This is a genomic window from Flavobacterium aestivum (assembly GCF_026870175.2).
In the GTDB taxonomy this organism is placed as follows: Bacteria; Bacteroidota; Bacteroidia; order Flavobacteriales; family Flavobacteriaceae; genus Flavobacterium; species Flavobacterium aestivum.
This window is the reverse complement of the sequence record NZ_CP113977.2, coordinates 231,914-249,178: the sequence shown is the minus strand read 5'-3', so window position 1 is coordinate 249,178 and position 17,265 is coordinate 231,914. Positions and strand designations below refer to the sequence as shown.

The following is a 17,265-nucleotide window of genomic DNA, read 5'->3' as shown; positions in this document are numbered from 1 at the left end:
AATATTTTGATGGTTTTAGTTGATAGTTTGAAAACCAACAACCAATAGCCAACAACCAATAACTTATAAAAAAAATGGAAGTTTTAAAAATAGCAACAGCAGGAAGCGTAGATGATGGAAAAAGTACTTTAATCGGAAGATTATTATACGATACCCAATCATTGACAACAGATAAGATTGAAGCAATAGAAAAAAGCAGTAAGCAAAAAGGATACGATTATCTAGATTTTTCTTTGGCTACTGACGGTTTGGTTGCCGAAAGAGAACAAGGAATTACAATAGATGTAGCGCATATTTATTTTTCTACAGAGAAAAAAAGTTACATCATCGCCGATACTCCAGGTCATGTGGAGTATACTCGTAACATGGTAACCGGAGCATCGACTTCACAAGTATCTATCATTTTGATTGATGCGCGTAAAGGAGTAATTGAGCAAACGTACCGTCACTTTTTCATCAATAATTTATTGAGAGTAAAAGATGTAATCGTTGCTATAAACAAAATGGACTTAGTAGATTATTCAGAAGAAGTTTTTAATAAAATCAAAGCTGATTTTCAAGCATTAAATGCAAAAAGTGCCTACAAAGAACAAAACGTAAGTTATATTCCGTTAAGCGCCATCAATGGAGGGAATGTGGCAGATAAATCAGAGAACATGCCTTGGTATACAGGACAAACAGTTTTGGAACATTTAGAAGGCTTGGAACCAAAAGATATTTACGAAAACGGAAAAGCACGTTTCCCAGTTCAAACAGTAATTAGACCTAAAACTGAGGAATATCATGATTTTAGAGGATATGCCGGAAAATTATACGGTAATAATATAAAAGTAGGAGATGCAGTTACGGTACTTCCTTCTTTGACAGAATCAAAAGTGACGAATATTCACTTTTTTGACCAACAGTTTGATGAAGCTACAGCTGGTTCTTCAATCACTATCGAATTAGAAAATGATATCAATGTAACGAGAGGTGATATGATTGTAAAATCGGATGAGCTTCCTAGAATTGAAAAAGACATTACAACAACGGTTTGTTGGATGGACAGTAAAAAATTAGTGGCAGGAGCAAAATATTTTGTACAACACAATACCAATAGAGTTTTGGCTAAAATTGACAGTGTGAAAAATGTAATCGCTACTGATTACTCTGGAACAACACCAGCCACTCAATTAGCAATCAATGAAATTGGAGAAGTAACCATAAAATTAAGCAAAGCCATTTATTTTGATGCTTACAATGATAACAAATCAAATGGAGCATTCATTTTAATTGATGCAGCAACGAACGCAACAGCAGGAGTTGGATTTATAAAATAGTTGAAAGTTGAAGGGTTTTAGTTGATAGTTATGATACAGAACTAAAAACCATTAACCATTAACAAACAACCATAAACTAAAAAATATGCAAAGTTTTAGAACCGAAATAGAAGATCCGATCGTCCAAAAAGACATTATCGATTTAGAAAGAAAAATTGCTTTATTCCGTGACGGAAAAATTGATGACGAACGTTTTCGTAGTCTTCGTTTAGCAAGAGGAGTATATGGTCAGCGTCAGGAAGGCGTTCAAATGATTCGTATCAAACTGCCTTTTGGTAAAGTAACAAGTGAACAATTACACCGTATTTGTAAAGTTTCTGAAGAATATTCAACCGGACGTTTGCACATTACTACGCGTCAGGATATTCAGATTCACTATGTAAGTTTAGACAGAACACCTGAGCTTTGGGCTGAATTAGAAAAAGACGATGTTACATTGAGAGAAGCTTGTGGAAATACCGTGAGAAATATTACGGCTAGTGAAACAGCAGGAATAGATGTAGACGAACCTTTTGATGTGTCGCCTTATGCACATGCTTTGTTTCAATTTTTCTTGAGAAACCCAGTATGTCAGGAAATGGGACGTAAATTCAAGATGTCATTTTCTTCATCAGATAAAGATACGGCTTTGAGTTATTTACACGATTTAGGATTTATTCCAAAAGTGGTAAATGGTGAAAGAGGATTCAAAGTAATGCTTGGTGGAGGATTAGGATCACAACCGAGCCACGCCGAATTGCTTTCTGAATTTATTCCGGTAAATCAAATTATACCAACAACAGAAGGAGTTTTAAGAATCTTTGATCGTTATGGAGAAAGAGCCAAACGTTTGAAAGCACGTATGAAATTCTTAATCAAAGATTTGGGAAGAGACGAGTTTTTGAGATTGGTAGAAGAAGAGAAAAAAGCGTTGTCATTTCAAACTGTTGAAATTGATACGACTGCTTTTGATGGAGCAATTGCAAGCCCATTATTAGAAGTTCCAAAAGTAACAATTGATGATACTGCCGCTTTTGAAGCTTGGAAGAAATCAAATGTAATTGCACAAAAACAAGCAGGATACGTTGCTATTGGTATTAAGGTTTCTCTAGGAGATTTTTATATAGACAAAGCAAGATTATTGGCAGATTTAATCAAAAATTATGGAGCGAATGAATTGCGTTTCACATTGAGACAAAATATTCTTATCCGTAATATTAAAGAAGAAAATCTTCCTTTTTTCTATCAGGAATTAGCTAAGTTGGATTTTGTGACATTAGGATACAATACCGTTGCAGATATTACCGCTTGTCCAGGAACAGATACTTGTAATTTAGGAATTGCAAGCAGTACAGGAATAGCTACTGAATTAGAAAGAGTTTTTGCAACAGAATATCCACAATACAGCAACAATCAGGAAATCGCTATAAAAATTAGCGGATGTATGAATGCTTGTGGACAACACAATATGGCAGAAATAGGTTTCCAAGGAATGTCTATTAATGCAGGGAAACTAGTAGCTCCAGCACTTCAGGTATTATTAGGTGGTGGAAATTTAGGAAATGGAGAAGGACGTTTTTCTGATAAAGTAATCAAAATTCCAAGCCGAAGAGGACCGGAAGCTTTACGATTAATCTTAAATGATTTTGAAGCTAATGCAAACGGAGAATCATTCTTGAATTATTACGATTCCAAAGGAGAAAAATATTTCTATGAGTTTTTGAAACCATTGGCAGATGTGACTAATTTGACCGAAGCTGATTTTGTAGATTGGGGAAATGCCGACAACTACGTAAAAGCAGTTGGAGTTGGAGAGTGTGCCGGTGTTGTAATTGACTTAGTGGCTACATTGTTATTTGAAGCTAAAGATAAATTAACTTTTGCTCAAGAAGCTTTTGATGATAAAAAATGGGCAGATGCAATTTATTTGGCTTATGCCGGATTTGTAAATGGAGCCAAAGCCTTATTATTGGCAGAAAAAGAAAAAACAAATCACCACGCAGGAATTATCGATTTATTTGATACCGTTTTCATTGAGAGCAAAAAAATAGAGTTAGGTTCAGCATTCAAAGATTTGGTTTATCAAATCAAAGCGAATGAACCATCTGAGGTGTTTGCACAAAAATATATACAAGATGCTGTAACCTTCTTTGGAAAAATAGAAGAATACAGAGCAAATGATTTAGCTAATGCATAAAAAAATGATAGAACCCAAAGTAACTTTAGTAGGCGCCGGACCTGGCGATCCAGATTTGCTTACCCTAAAAGGAGTAAAAGCACTTGCTGAAGCGAACGTGGTTTTGTACGATGCTTTGGCAAATGAAGAAATAATGAATCACGCTCCTCAAGATGCCATAAAAATATTTGTGGGGAAAAGAGTGGGTCGCCATGAATATTCGCAAGATCAAATTAATCAATTGATTGTAGATAATGCGCTTACTTATGGACATGTGGTTAGACTAAAAGGAGGAGATCCGTTTATTTTTGGCAGAGGTAGCGAAGAAATAGAGTACATAGAAAGTTTTGGAATTCCTACATTTGTAGTACCCGGAATTTCATCGGCGATTGCAGTTCCTGCTTATCAGGGAATTTCATTAACCAAAAGAGGAACTTCAGAAAGTTTTTGGGTAATTACAGGAACGACTTCAAGTAGAAAATTGTCTAATGATATTGTACTCGCAGCACAATCATCAGCAACAGTGGTGATTTTGATGGGAATGAGTAAGTTATCACAAATTGTGACATTATTTCAAAAGGAGTCTAAAGGGGAAACTCCGGTGGCAATTATTCAAAACGGTACAACACCAAATGAAAAAATAGGAGTGGGAACAATTGATACAATCCAAGAAGTGGTTGCCAAAAACAAATTAAGTTCACCGGCAATTATCGTAATTGGAGAAGTGGTCAAGGAAAGCAATAAATTAAAAGGATTTTACGAAGAATTTTTATCAAGGGAAATTATTTCATAAAGCAATAAAACACCTTAGAAGCGATAATTAATTGTAGCTTTGATAGCTCGGGAAGATTTCAATTAAGAAAATTAATGAACAACAATGGAAAGGAACGAATTATATCCTATTTTTTTAAAACTGCATAACATCAATGTACTTATAGTAGGTGGTGGAAATGTAGGCTTAGAGAAGTTGTCGTTTATGTTGAAATCCAGTCCCAATGCCAATGTTGAGGTTGTGGCCCCAAAGTTCATACCTGAGTTGGAAGCATTAGTAGAAAAGCATCCTTCGGTAAAATTGACCCAAGCGAAGTTCAAGAAAAAAATGTTGAAAAAAAGACATATGGTTATTGCTTGTACAGATGATTTAAAAGTCAATAAAAGAGTTTATGAGCTAGCTCGAAAGCGTTATTTGATTTGTAATATTGCAGATACGCCCGATTTATGCGATTATTACTTGGGAGGAATTGTAACCAAAGGAAACGTGAAAATTGCTATTTCGACCAACGGAAAATCACCAACAACAGCCAAAAGATTGCGTGAGTTTTTTGAAGAAGTAATTCCGGAGGATATTAATAAAATGGTTGAGAACCTAAATGAATACCGAAAGACTCTGAAAGGTAATTTTGAAGAGAAAGTTCAAAAAATGAATGAAATCACAGAGGGGTTAAGAAAGTAAATTAATTTACTGAGAATAGAATAAAGAGAATACAGCGAATGGAAAAGAAAAAACGGTTTGTGACAAATGTCATTTAAACTAATAAAAATCATTCGTTCATTTGCATACAAATTTTAGCATAATTATATAAAGAATAGAAAAATGGTTAAAACAGACATACTAATAATAGGAGCAGGACCAACAGGTTTATTTGCAGTTTTCGAAGCAGGATTATTAAAATTAAAATGTCATATTTTGGATGCCTTACCGCAACCGGGAGGACAATTGTCAGAGTTGTATCCAAAGAAACCAATCTACGATATTCCTGGATTTCCAGAAGTATTGGCAGGAGATTTGATAGACGGTTTAATGGAACAAATCAAGCAGTTTGAGCCTGGATTTACTCTTGGAGAGCGTGCAGAAACTATCGAGAAACAAGAAGATGGAAGCTTTATTGTTACGTCTAATAAAGGAAAGAAATTCCACGCACCAGTAATTGCTATTGCAGGGGGATTAGGAAGTTTCGAACCAAGAAAACCACTTATCGAAGACATCGAGTTCTACGAAGATAAAGGAGTGAAATACTTTATCAAAAATCCAGAAAAATTCAGAGACAAAAGAGTTGTAATTTCCGGAGGAGGAGATTCAGCATTAGACTGGAGTATCTTCTTGGCGAATGTAGCTTCGGAGGTAACATTAATCCACCGAAGAAACGAATTTAGAGGAGCATTAGATTCAGTAGAAAAAGTACAGGAACTGAAATCAGCAGGAAAAATCAAATTGATTACTCCAGGTGAAGTTGTTGGATTAAACGGAGCAGAGCATTTAGAGTCTGTAGATGTTGATGAAGATGGAGCACACCAAAACATCAAATGCGATTATTTTATTCCGCTTTTTGGATTAACACCAAAATTAGGTCCAATCGGACACTGGGGATTAGAAATCGAAAAAAATGCCATCAAAGTAAACAATGCATTAGATTATCAAACCAATATTCCTGGAATTTTCGCCATAGGTGACGTAAACACTTATCCGGGAAAACTAAAATTGATTCTTTGCGGATTCCACGAAGCCACATTAATGTGTCAAGCGGCATACCAAATTATCAATCCAGGTAAAAAATATGTGATGAAGTACACCACCGTTTCCGGAGTTGACGGATTCGACGGAACTCGTAAAGAAGCTCCAAAAGCAGTAGTAAAAGCTATTGTTTAGTTTGAGAGATACTAAATCTCTAGGAAACTAAGTTTCTAAGATTTTTTTAAATAGAAAAGCTCAAACTTGAAATATAGTTTGAGCTTTTTTATTAATAGGTATTCAACTTAGAGGCTTAGTAACTAAGCCCCTTAGAATCTTATAAAAAAACTTGCAATTGTTAGCGTTATGTCTTTACTTTGCACCGTTCTTATTTTTTATTGAAAGTTATCACGAAAGGCGGAGGGAAAAGACCCGATGAAACCTTAGCAACCCTTTACTTTTTTAAAGAAGGTGCTACATTCTACCAAGCATAGCGCGGATAGATAACATAAAGAATACATCCTTAGTATTTTTCAAAACTTTTCCTGACAACATTTCGATATTTTTTTTAGAGCGAATAAATGGCGCGTTTTTGCCATTAACGTTCCCGCTGTACGCTATATCTTTTATTCTGAACGCCAGAATAAAAGGATATCGCTTCCATCGGGGCTAAAGAGCCAAAAACATTGTTTTTTTGGAATTAATAATAAAAGCTTAGCGCCTTTGCGTCTTTGCGAGAAATAAAAAATATGTCAAGAATTCAAGAAGAAATAAAAAAGAGAATACTCATACTCGATGGAGCAATGGGAACCATGCTGCAACGCTATAATTTCTCTGAAGAAGATTTTCGTGGGGAGCGATTCAAAGATTTTCCACATCCGCTTAAAGGGAACAACGATTTGTTGTCCATAACACAGCCACAAGCTATCAAAGAAGTTCACGCAGCTTATTTTGAGGCAGGAGCTGATATTGTAGAAACAAACACTTTCTCAGGGACCACCATAGGAATGGCAGATTATTATTTGGAGGATTTAGTTTATGAATTAAACTACGAATCGGCAAAAATTGCCCGTGAAGTAGCTGATGAATTCACGGCTAAAAATCCAAATCAACCTCGTTTTGTTGCAGGTTCAATAGGTCCAACAAACCGTACGGCAAGTATGTCACCAGATGTAAATGATCCAGGATACAGAGCAGTAACATTTGATGATTTACGAATCGCTTACAAACAACAAGTTGAAGCCTTAATGGATGGAGGTTGCGATTTACTTTTGGTAGAAACAATTTTTGATACATTAAATGCCAAAGCAGCACTTTTTGCGATCGAAGAAGTCAAAGAAGAACGCAATATTGATATTCCAATTATGGTTTCAGGAACCATTACAGATGCTTCCGGAAGAACACTTTCAGGACAAACGGTAGAAGCGTTCCTGATTTCAGTTTCTCATATTCCATTATTGAGTGTAGGATTCAATTGTGCACTTGGTGCCGATTTGTTGAAACCGTATTTACAAACCTTGTCTCAACATACTTCATTTAATGTTTCAGCACATCCTAATGCCGGATTGCCAAACGCCTTCGGAGAGTATGATGAAACACCAGAGGAAATGCAAGCACAAATTAAAAGTTATTTAGACGATAATTTAATAAACATTATAGGCGGTTGTTGTGGTACAACTCCTCAACATATCAAGCTGATTGCAGATATAGCTAAGGATTATAAACCGAGAGTTTCGACGGCTGTGATGTAGTCTAATAATTAAAATAAATATGTCTACAGTTTTTAATCGTAGACGAGAATAATAAAAACTCAGATTCTAAGCAACTTAGAAACTTAGTAACTCAAAATAAAAAAATGGTACACAATAAAGATAGAAGAAATCTGGTATTATCAGGATTAGAGCCTTTAATCATTACACCAAATAGCGTATTTGTAAATGTTGGGGAGAGAACCAATGTAACAGGTTCCAGAAAGTTTCTTCGATTAATCAAGGAAGAAAAATATGAGGAAGCACTCGATATTGCTAGACAGCAAGTAGAAGGAGGAGCTCAAATCATCGATATCAATATGGATGAGGGGATGTTGGATGGCGCTTATGCTATGACCAAATTCCTGAATTTGATTGCTGCCGAACCAGATATTTCTCGTGTACCAATTATGATTGACAGTTCAAAATGGGAAATCATTGAGGCTGGTTTGAAAGTTGTACAAGGAAAATGTGTAGTAAACTCGATTTCGTTAAAAGAAGGAGAAGAAGCATTTATACATCATGCCAAATTAATAAAGCGTTACGGAGCAGCTGTAATTGTAATGGCTTTTGATGAAGTGGGACAGGCAGATAATTACGATCGTAGAATTGAGATTTGCCAGCGTTCGTATGATATTTTGGTAAACAAGATAGATTTCCCTCCACAGGATATCATTTTCGATTTGAATATATTCCCCGTAGCGACAGGTATGGAGGAACACCGTTTGAATGCTTTGGATTTCTTTAGAGGAACCAAATGGGTTCGAGAAAATTTACCACACGCACACATTAGTGGTGGGGTGAGCAACGTTTCGTTTTCGTTTAGAGGAAATGATGTCGTGAGAGAAGCGATGCACTCAGTTTTCTTGTACCATGCTATTAAGAACGGAATGACAATGGGAATTGTAAATCCAGAGATGCTTTCTATTTACGATGAGATTCCAAAAGATTTATTGGAGCACGTAGAAGATGTAATTCTAGACAGACGTGATGATGCTACAGAACGATTATTGGATTTTGCTGAAAATGTAAAAGGAGATGTAAAGAGCAACGAGAAAGTGGTTCAAGAATGGAGATCGGGAACTGTTCAAGAAAGAATTACACATTCCTTGGTAAAAGGAGTAGATGAATTTATTGAAGTTGATGTTGAGGAAGCCCGATTGGCAGCCACAAAACCTATCGAAGTGATCGAAATCAACCTGATGGCAGGAATGAATGTAGTGGGAGATTTGTTTGGTTCCGGGAAAATGTTTTTGCCACAAGTGGTAAAATCGGCTCGTGTGATGAAAAAAGCGGTAGCTTACTTATTACCATTTATTGAAGCCAGTAAACAAGCCGGAGACAAACAAGGGAATGGTAAAATCCTAATGGCAACCGTAAAAGGCGATGTACATGATATTGGTAAAAATATTGTTTCAGTGGTATTGGCTTGTAATAATTATGAGATTGTAGACTTAGGGGTTATGGTGCCTCCTGAAAAAATTATTGCAGCTGCTATAGAACACAACGTAGATATTATTGGATTGAGCGGATTAATCACGCCGTCATTGGATGAAATGGTGTATCTGGCGAAAGAATTAGATAAAAGAGATATTAAAATTCCTGTAATGATTGGTGGTGCAACTACTTCACGTGCACATACAGCAGTGAAAATTGCTCCGCAATACAGACAAACAGTGATTCACGTAAATGATGCTTCGAGAGCTGTTACTGTGGCAGGAAATTTATTGGATCACAATCGAAAAATTTATGCAAGTGATATTCGTGCAGAATATGATGCGTTTAGAGAAACATTTTTGAACCGTTCACGTGACAAGAATTTCCTAACTATCGAGCAAGCCCGTAAAAATAAATTGCTATTGGATTGGAAGCATTTTGAGCCAACAAAACCAAAGGTTATCGGAGAGCAAACTATCGAAGTAGATCTGGATGTATTGGTTCCGTATATAGATTGGACACCATTTTTTAGAACATGGGAATTGTTCGGAAAATATCCAGCGATTTTAACCGATGAAGTAGTGGGAGAGCAAGCGACTTCTGTTTATGCAGATGCTCAGAAAATGTTGGAAGTAATTTTGAGAGAAAAGAAATTACAGGCAAAAGGTATCTATGGAATTTTCCCTGCGAACCAAGTCAATGATGATGATATTGAATTGACTGATGAAAACGGAAAGCCATTACAGACATTCTTAACTTTAAGACAGCAGTCACAGAAAACCAAAGGAGCTCCAAATATTGCATTGTCAGACTTTATTGCTCCAAAAGAGAGTGGAAAAGTAGATTATATGGGAGCATTTTGTGTAACTACCGGTTTTGGCGTAGATGAATGGGCGGCTGAATTCGAAAAGGATTTGGACGATTACAATTCGATTATGGTCAAAGCTTTGGCTGACCGATTTGCAGAAGCTTTTGCCGAATATTTACACGAAAAAATCCGTAAAGAAATTTGGGGTTATGCTGCAGATGAGGTTTTAAGCAAAGAAGCGCTTATTGATGAAGACTATAAAGGAATCCGCCCGGCACCGGGTTATCCGGCTTGTCCAGACCATTTGGAGAAACCAACGATCTGGAAATTACTGAATGTAGAGAAAGAAATCGGAGTGACCTTGACAGAAAGTATGGCAATGTGGCCGGCGTCATCGGTTTCTGGATATTATTTTGGAAATCCGGAAAGCAAGTATTTTGGTCTCGGGAAAATAAAAGAAGACCAGGTTATTGATTACGCTAAAAGAAGAAACATTTCAACCGATATGGCTATGAAATGGTTGAATCCGAATATAGCAGATTAAAAAATAGTCATAAAGTCATAAAGTCAAAAGTCATAAAGAGAGGGACTTTTGACTTTCGACTTTCAAACTTTAAGACATAAAAATGAAGGTAACAGAACATATAGGAAATGCCAAAGGAGAAACATTATTCTCTTTCGAAATTATACCACCACAAAAAGGGAAAAGTATTCAGGAGTTATATGATAATATAGATCCGCTAATGGAGTTTAAGCCTCCATTTATAGATGTGACAACTTCACGTGAAGAGTATATTTATATCGATAAAGGCAACGGATTATTAGATAAGAAACTAACCAGAATGCGTCCTGGAACATTGGGTATTTGTGCTTCGATAAAGCATAAATATAATGTAGATACGGTGCCACACTTGCTTTGCGGAGGATTTACAAAAGAAGAAACAGAGTATATGTTGGTTGATTGTCATTATCTGGGGATTAATAATGTAATGGCACTTCGTGGCGATGCAATGAAGGATGAACAATCTTTTGTACCGAAAGCTGGGGGTAATAGTTTTGCAGTTGATTTGGTTAGTCAGATTAATCGATTGAATTGCGGAAAGTATTTACACGACGTAATGGATGTCGATAATAAGGCCGATTTTTGTATTGGTGTAGCTGGTTATCCAGAGAAACATTTAGAATCTCCTTCTTTAACTTCAGATTTAAAAAGGCTAAAAGAAAAAGTAGAAGCAGGAGCTGATTATGTAGTTACTCAAATGTTTTTTGATAATGCTAAATATTTTGAGTTTGTAGCCAAAGCCAGAGAAATAGGAATTACAGTTCCTATTATTCCAGGAATAAAGCCTATTGCAATACAAAGGCATTTGCAAATATTGCCTCAAATATTCCGAATCGATTTGCCCGAAGATTTAATAAATGCAGTTGATAAATGTAAAAATAATGCCGAAATCCGAGAAGTGGGTATCGAGTGGGCTATACAACAATCAATAGAATTGAAAGCGGCCGGAGTACCAGTATTGCACTATTATTCTATGGGAAAATCTGAAAATATCCGACAAATAGCCAGTAAGGTTTTTTAAAACTCATTAAGAGTCCTGATCTTATTAGGAAAGAAATAATCTTAATAAAGAAAGTTTATTATTTAATTCGAGCCAAATAGGTTTTATAAACCTGTTTGGCTTTTTAATTTAAATTAAAAAAGGAAATAAATATTTAATACTGAAATAACAACACACAAAAAAGTTATTTCAGGACAGCACATTAGACAATGATAGAAAGACTCGTTCCTATTTGGAACGAGTTTTTTTATTGATATATTTTTAACTCTATGTTTATCAGTATTTAATGATTTATTTTTTTTAAAACGTCAGAATATTAAGAACATGTTAACTTAGTATTAATATTGATTAATATTGAGTCGTAATGGTTCAAGTCTAAAGGTATACTTTTATTTAATCGATAAAATACGTTTTTTGTCGACATAATATACCAATTTTTGTAGTGAAATAGTCATGATTCTATAACCAAAAAGGAACATGAGTAGTAACGACAAAAAATCCAAAAAAGAACAAATAATATCTGCAGTATTGAATTAGCATGATTCATAATTGGTGAATAACCAATGATGATTTGCAAATTATTTTCGATAATTATCGCGATACTGATAAAGAACAATAAATACCACATCAAATGAAAAAAATATATATATTATTCATTTTTTTAAGCTGTTCGGTTTTTGCACAAGTAGATCCAAGAACAATTTCTCCAGTTCCAGTTGGTTGTAAGCCAGCAGTTGTACCACCTCCATTACCAATGTCACCTAGTTCAAAGAAGCCGGGAAAAACAAAAATAGTTGGTGCTGCAGGAATTGCAGCTACTGGGTATGTAGGCAGTGTTGAAAGTATTCATAGTGCTTTTGTAAATTGGCCTGTTGGTGGATTCGACAGTTTTTCGATTGGAACAGATCCAACTCCAAATGGTACTAATGCTCAGAATATAAAATGGGGGCAAGGCTTAAATTCAACTGATAAATCAACAGGAGGATATAGTTATGAAGAGTTGCGTTTGTCAGCATTAGCTTTAGGAACGACATTTGCACAAGGACAAAACTTTTATTTTCATCTTTTTAATGGAGGTACTGACACAGTGGTTGGTCCTTTAAATTTTACTTGGCAAGACTTAGGTGTTGCAGGAAATGCTTTGACTGTAAATGTTGAGACTAATTATGGGATCAATGGAAAAAGCGGATTTACAGCAGGAGAGTCAGCCAATATGATGGATTTTTATAGTAAAGTTATACCTATAGTAGAACAAGTATATGGGGCTTCTTCTCATGCATATACAGTAAACGTAATCAATGATGGAAATTCCGCTGGAACAAATACATTTTATAATGGGCCAAACCGGATTACTACTCAATTTACCGCAGATGCTTCGGGAAAAATGACACAACCTCGCCTTATGGTTCATGAATTGATTCATGCTTGGCGTGACAATGTATGCCTGTCTAGTAGTAATGTGTGGCATTATGATAATACACTAAGTGGTTTTGAAGAAGGAATGGCTGATTGTGTTGCAGAAATTGTAATGGACAAATTTGCAGCAGCTTACCCTAATTATTTTCCGGCGGGAATAAGTTATTTAAATAAGCACTGGAGCCACGAAGATGGATATGCCTTTGATTGGGATTATGATTTTCAGAATCATCCCCAACTAACAACTACTGATTTTTGGTCAAGTGATCAAGGAATTGGAGCGCAGTTAGAACGCTATGGTACAGGTTCTGCGGCATTTTATAAAATGTATGTCGAGGATAATAATTTCTTTAAAAACTTTAATGCAGAATATTATAGAAGGATGAACGCAGATCATACCTTGACAACTTCACGAGCATTAATGGTAGATATATGTAAAACAGTACTATCAAAAGTAGAAGAAAAGCCAACAGAAAAATGGATTGATAAGCAAAGAATATTAGATTGTAAGGTGGTGCCAGGAAAAAAAGTGCACATGCTTAGTTATGAAGGAACTGGTGGATGGCAATACATGACCCATGACAATAGAATTCATTTGATCGAAACACAAAATTTACCAGGAGGAAATGAGTGGTCTTGGGATAAATATTCTGGAGGGACTTTAATTGAAAGATGGTTTCATCAGCTTAATAACCAGGCAGGTAAGATTGATATTGTAAATTATACTACTGGAACAATATTCAATACTCAAAATTTCAGAAATAATGATAGTGGTTATGGAGGACCAAATCAAGGACCATGTACACCGCCAAATACAAATGGTAATAGTCCTGCATCACCTTGCTTTCCTAGAGGTATAGATGGACATGGGTTATATACGACTTCGGCTGATCCCGCTATAACAGGAGGTGTCGTGAATAGTGCAGATTATTATCTCGGTTTTGGACTTGCTGCAGACAGATTCATTTGGAAAATTCAGGACACAGGTCTTTATATTTACAATATAGAATTTCAAACAGGAGGAGAAACAGTTAAAGGTAAATACTATCGTTTACATGGAAATGGTTTTTTAAGTAAAGATGGTATATACGCTGGAGTACGTAATAACAACGATACACCAGTATTGGGTAAAATGTTTGTAGAGCAGAAAAATTTTGTAACTCCACTAGCAGGAGAGGAACCAGCTATTCCTATAAATAATGGAACTTTAATTGATTCTCGTGCATGGGCTTCAGTTCCAGAAACTCAATCTCAATTTCAAGGAGGAAGAACAGATACTCGTTACACAAAGCCAGGGAAAGTACATGTTATATATGTAGATCAAGATTGTACTAAACCCCAAAAAATAGGATTTAGGAATGTTGGATATGGTGCTGGTGTATCGGGAGTGCAGATGTTTTTGTTTAATGTAGATGATTTTGATGATATTAAATACAAAGAAACAATGCCTGATAAGCTTTGTGAAGGAGATAAGGCCGAGTTTAGTGTGACTTATGATGCAGACGCAGATCTATTACCAGTCATGCAAAAGTATTTGGATACTGATTCACGTATTACTTACAAATGGATAAATCCCGCAGGGACTGTTGTCTCTACTAGTAAAACATATACAATAGCTGCGGTTACATCTGCAGACTCAGGAGAATATACCTTGGAAATTACGTCTTATGGATGTTCCCTGCCACCAATAACTAAAAGGCTAGAAGTGACAGAGCTAAGAGCAACGTTGAGTTCAAGCAGTCCAATTTGTTCTGGGGATAATGCAGTTTTCAAAATATCTGGAAAAGCAGGAAATACCGTAACCTACACTGGAGCAGCATCAGGTACAGCAATAGTAGGTGTTGGAGGGACAGTTGATGTTACTGTTAATGGGGTTACTGCAGATGCAACTTTGAACTTAACGAATGTGAGTGATGGTACTTGTAATCATGCATTAACAGAGACTAATACCATTAGAGTAAATCCATTATTGAAACCTGTAATTTCATGTGGTACACCTACACAAAATTCCGTAACATTTAATTGGGGTGCCGTTTCTGGAGCTACAAATTATACGGTTTCTTATCAAGTAAATAGCAATCCAATACAAAATATAGGAGCTATTGGTAATCTGTTAACTTATTCAGTAGCATCATTAAATGCATCAGATAATGTAACTATTTCTATTACTCCTACTGGAGCTACTGGTATTTGTTTTGCAATAGAAACAAAAACATGTCAGGCTAGTCCAATACCGCCTTGTACTATTCCTGTAGCTAATATTACTTCAATAAATCCTAGTATTAGTTGTGCAAGTCCAACAGTTACTTTAGACGGAACTGGCTCAACAACAGGGGTAGGTATCACTTATCATTGGACAACGACAGGTGGTATAATTACAAGTGGTGCAACTACATTGAATCCGGTAGTTAGTGCTGCGGGAACCTATACATTAGTGGTTACTAATGCAGAAGGATCAGGATGTAATTCTACACCTGCTACTGTAACAGTTTCCGGTAATTCAACATTTCCAGATGTTCCCCAACTCCTTAGTTCTTCTGATAGCCCAATTTGTGCAGGAGAAGATATTACTTTTACCATAACTGGGACACCTGGGGATAATGTAACATATGATGGAGCAGCTTCTGGGACAATTACAATACAGCCAAATGGAAAAGCTATTGTTAGTATTATAGGAGCGATTTCGGATACTACTTTGCGCTTGACTAAGGTGTCTAACGGGACTTGTGATTTATCTATGAGTAGAAATACTAAGACGGTTTATGTAAGGGCAAAACCAAATGCTGGTACGGATAGTAGGCTAACAATTTGCTTAGGAACTACACCAACCAATGCGCAATTATTCGCCCAGTTAAAAGATAACCCAGATGCAGGAGGAACTTGGACAAATGTTGGAAACGAATATACTTATAAGGTATACGCAAAGGCTCCATGTACTTTGTTTGCTACTGCTAAAGTAATAGTGACAACACAAGCTTTACCAAATGCTGGAGTAAACGGCGTGTTAACAATTTGCTCTGGAACCAGACCTACTGATAAACAATTGTTTGATCAGCTGGGAGGACATCCAGATATAGGAGGGAAATGGACAAATGTTGGAAATATATATACTTATAAAGTAAAAGGAGAAAGTCCATGTAGCTCATATGCAACAGCTACAGTAACAGTAACGACACAAGCAAAGGCAAACGCTGGAATTACTGGTGTGTTAACAATTTGTTCAGGAGCTACACCTACAGAGGCACAATTATTTGCACAATTAGGCGGAAAACCTGATACAGGTGGTGTTTGGAATAGAAGTAATGTCAATGCCAATGAATATATTTATACAGTTTCGCCAACTGGGGTTTGCACCGAGCCAGTTACTGCCAAAATTACAGTGACTGAAATAAATGCAATTGCTAAGGCAGGTGATGATAAAGAAATTACTTGTAAATCATCTGTAGTGACTTTAAATGGAGTTGAATCAAGTTCAACAGGTTATACTTATTTATGGACAGGAGGTACAATTGTTAGTGGTGCTACTACATTGACACCAACTGTAAATGCAGCCGGAACATATACCTTGACAGTTACTAATACAGCTTTAGGCTGTAAGCAATCTGACAGTGTTTTGGTAACTAATAATACTGTACTCCCTATAGCTGATGCTGGTAATACTGGAGTTATTACCTGTTTGTCTCCAGTTGTAAAACTTGATGGGACGGGATCTACAAATGGGGCTGATATGGTTTACACATGGACAGGAGGCAAAATAGTAATGGGAACAAATACATTGACTCCTACGGTGACCACCATCGGAACGTATACTTTAAAAGTCGAAAATTCGGCGACTGGATGTAGTTCAACTGATACTGTTGAAGTTATTCAGGATATAGAAACGCCTGATTTTTCTATAACAGACTTAGGATCAAATCAATTTGAAATAGTTCCTTCAGGTGGTATGGGACCCTATGAGTACAGTCTTAATAATGCAAATGAATATACTTCTAATCCAATCATTAAGATTTATTCCTCAGGTAATTATACTATTTATGTAAAAGATTCAAAAGGATGCTATACTTCTCAAAGTAAATATTTGGATTATTTAGGAATTGAATTCCCTAAATTTTTCTCTCCAGAAGGAGATGGTACAAATGATCATTGGTATCCAACAAGGATTGAAGATTATCCAAATCTTGAAGTGCTTATTTATGATAGATACCAACGTTTGATCGCCAAGTTTAAAGGGAATAATGAATTAGGTTGGGATGGTACTTATCAAGGCAAGCCATTGCCATCAGGTGATTATTGGTATGTTATTAAAACAAACAATGATAATGATAAGAGAGAATTGGTCGGAGGAATGACTTTATTTAGATAAATTAAGAA

At 36.0% G+C, this 17,265-nt stretch carries 9 protein-coding genes and 1 riboswitch; all 9 genes read left to right on the top strand.

The window, feature by feature from the left end; translation table 11 throughout:
• The first annotated feature begins 74 nt into the window (after positions 1 to 74).
• The 9 genes from OZP08_RS01205 to OZP08_RS01165 all read left to right on the top strand — a co-directional run bounded on the left by OZP08_RS01205 (position 75) and on the right by OZP08_RS01165 (position 17,257).
• A complete protein-coding gene (locus tag OZP08_RS01205; RefSeq protein ID WP_281322790.1) occupies positions 75 to 1,319 on the top strand; it encodes a sulfate adenylyltransferase subunit 1 in 1,245 nt (414 codons plus the stop codon).
• A gap of 85 nt (positions 1,320 to 1,404) precedes the next feature.
• Positions 1,405 to 3,495, top strand: coding sequence for a nitrite/sulfite reductase (locus OZP08_RS01200; protein WP_281322789.1), 2,091 nt, complete (start codon positions 1,405 to 1,407; stop codon positions 3,493 to 3,495).
• Between the two features lie 4 nt (positions 3,496 to 3,499).
• Positions 3,500 to 4,267, top strand: coding sequence for a uroporphyrinogen-III C-methyltransferase (gene cobA / locus OZP08_RS01195; RefSeq protein ID WP_281322788.1), 768 nt, complete (start codon positions 3,500 to 3,502; stop codon positions 4,265 to 4,267).
• A gap of 84 nt (positions 4,268 to 4,351) precedes the next feature.
• Positions 4,352 to 4,927 (top strand): precorrin-2 dehydrogenase/sirohydrochlorin ferrochelatase family protein, encoded by a 576-nt coding sequence (locus OZP08_RS01190; protein ID WP_281322787.1) that lies wholly within the window; start codon positions 4,352 to 4,354, stop codon positions 4,925 to 4,927.
• Positions 4,928 to 5,068: 141 nt separating this feature from the next.
• A complete protein-coding gene (locus tag OZP08_RS01185; RefSeq protein WP_268847948.1) occupies positions 5,069 to 6,121 on the top strand; it encodes an NAD(P)/FAD-dependent oxidoreductase in 1,053 nt (350 codons plus the stop codon).
• Between the two features lie 204 nt (positions 6,122 to 6,325).
• A riboswitch (SAM riboswitch) is annotated at positions 6,326 to 6,433 on the top strand.
• Positions 6,434 to 6,672: 239 nt separating this feature from the next.
• Positions 6,673 to 7,674, top strand: coding sequence for a homocysteine S-methyltransferase family protein (locus OZP08_RS01180; protein ID WP_268847947.1), 1,002 nt, complete (start codon positions 6,673 to 6,675; stop codon positions 7,672 to 7,674).
• A gap of 104 nt (positions 7,675 to 7,778) precedes the next feature.
• A complete protein-coding gene (gene metH / locus OZP08_RS01175) occupies positions 7,779 to 10,460 on the top strand; it encodes a methionine synthase (protein WP_281322786.1) in 2,682 nt (893 codons plus the stop codon).
• Between the two features lie 82 nt (positions 10,461 to 10,542).
• On the top strand, positions 10,543 to 11,499 hold the full coding sequence (gene metF, locus OZP08_RS01170; RefSeq protein ID WP_268847944.1) for a methylenetetrahydrofolate reductase [NAD(P)H]: 957 nt from the start codon (positions 10,543 to 10,545) through the stop codon (positions 11,497 to 11,499).
• Between the two features lie 610 nt (positions 11,500 to 12,109).
• Positions 12,110 to 17,257: a T9SS type B sorting domain-containing protein gene (locus OZP08_RS01165; RefSeq protein ID WP_281322785.1), complete on the top strand. Its 5,148-nt coding sequence runs from the start codon at positions 12,110 to 12,112 to the stop codon at positions 17,255 to 17,257.
• The last annotated feature ends 8 nt before the right edge of the window (positions 17,258 to 17,265 follow it).

Bases quoted from the DNA above. Each gene is read 5' to 3' on its own strand.
- OZP08_RS01185 (WP_268847948.1), top strand. From the start codon at position 5,069: ATGGTTAAAACAGACATACTAATAATAGGAGCAGGACCAACAGGTTTA.
- metF (WP_268847944.1), top strand. From the start codon at position 10,543: ATGAAGGTAACAGAACATATAGGAAATGCCAAAGGAGAAACATTATTC.
- OZP08_RS01180 (WP_268847947.1), top strand. From the start codon at position 6,673: ATGTCAAGAATTCAAGAAGAAATAAAAAAGAGAATACTCATACTCGAT.
- OZP08_RS01205 (WP_281322790.1), top strand. From the start codon at position 75: ATGGAAGTTTTAAAAATAGCAACAGCAGGAAGCGTAGATGATGGAAAA.
- cobA (WP_281322788.1), top strand. From the start codon at position 3,500: ATGATAGAACCCAAAGTAACTTTAGTAGGCGCCGGACCTGGCGATCCA.
- OZP08_RS01165 (WP_281322785.1), top strand. From the start codon at position 12,110: ATGAAAAAAATATATATATTATTCATTTTTTTAAGCTGTTCGGTTTTT.
- OZP08_RS01200 (WP_281322789.1), top strand. From the start codon at position 1,405: ATGCAAAGTTTTAGAACCGAAATAGAAGATCCGATCGTCCAAAAAGAC.
- metH (WP_281322786.1), top strand. From the start codon at position 7,779: ATGGTACACAATAAAGATAGAAGAAATCTGGTATTATCAGGATTAGAG.
- OZP08_RS01190 (WP_281322787.1), top strand. From the start codon at position 4,352: ATGGAAAGGAACGAATTATATCCTATTTTTTTAAAACTGCATAACATC.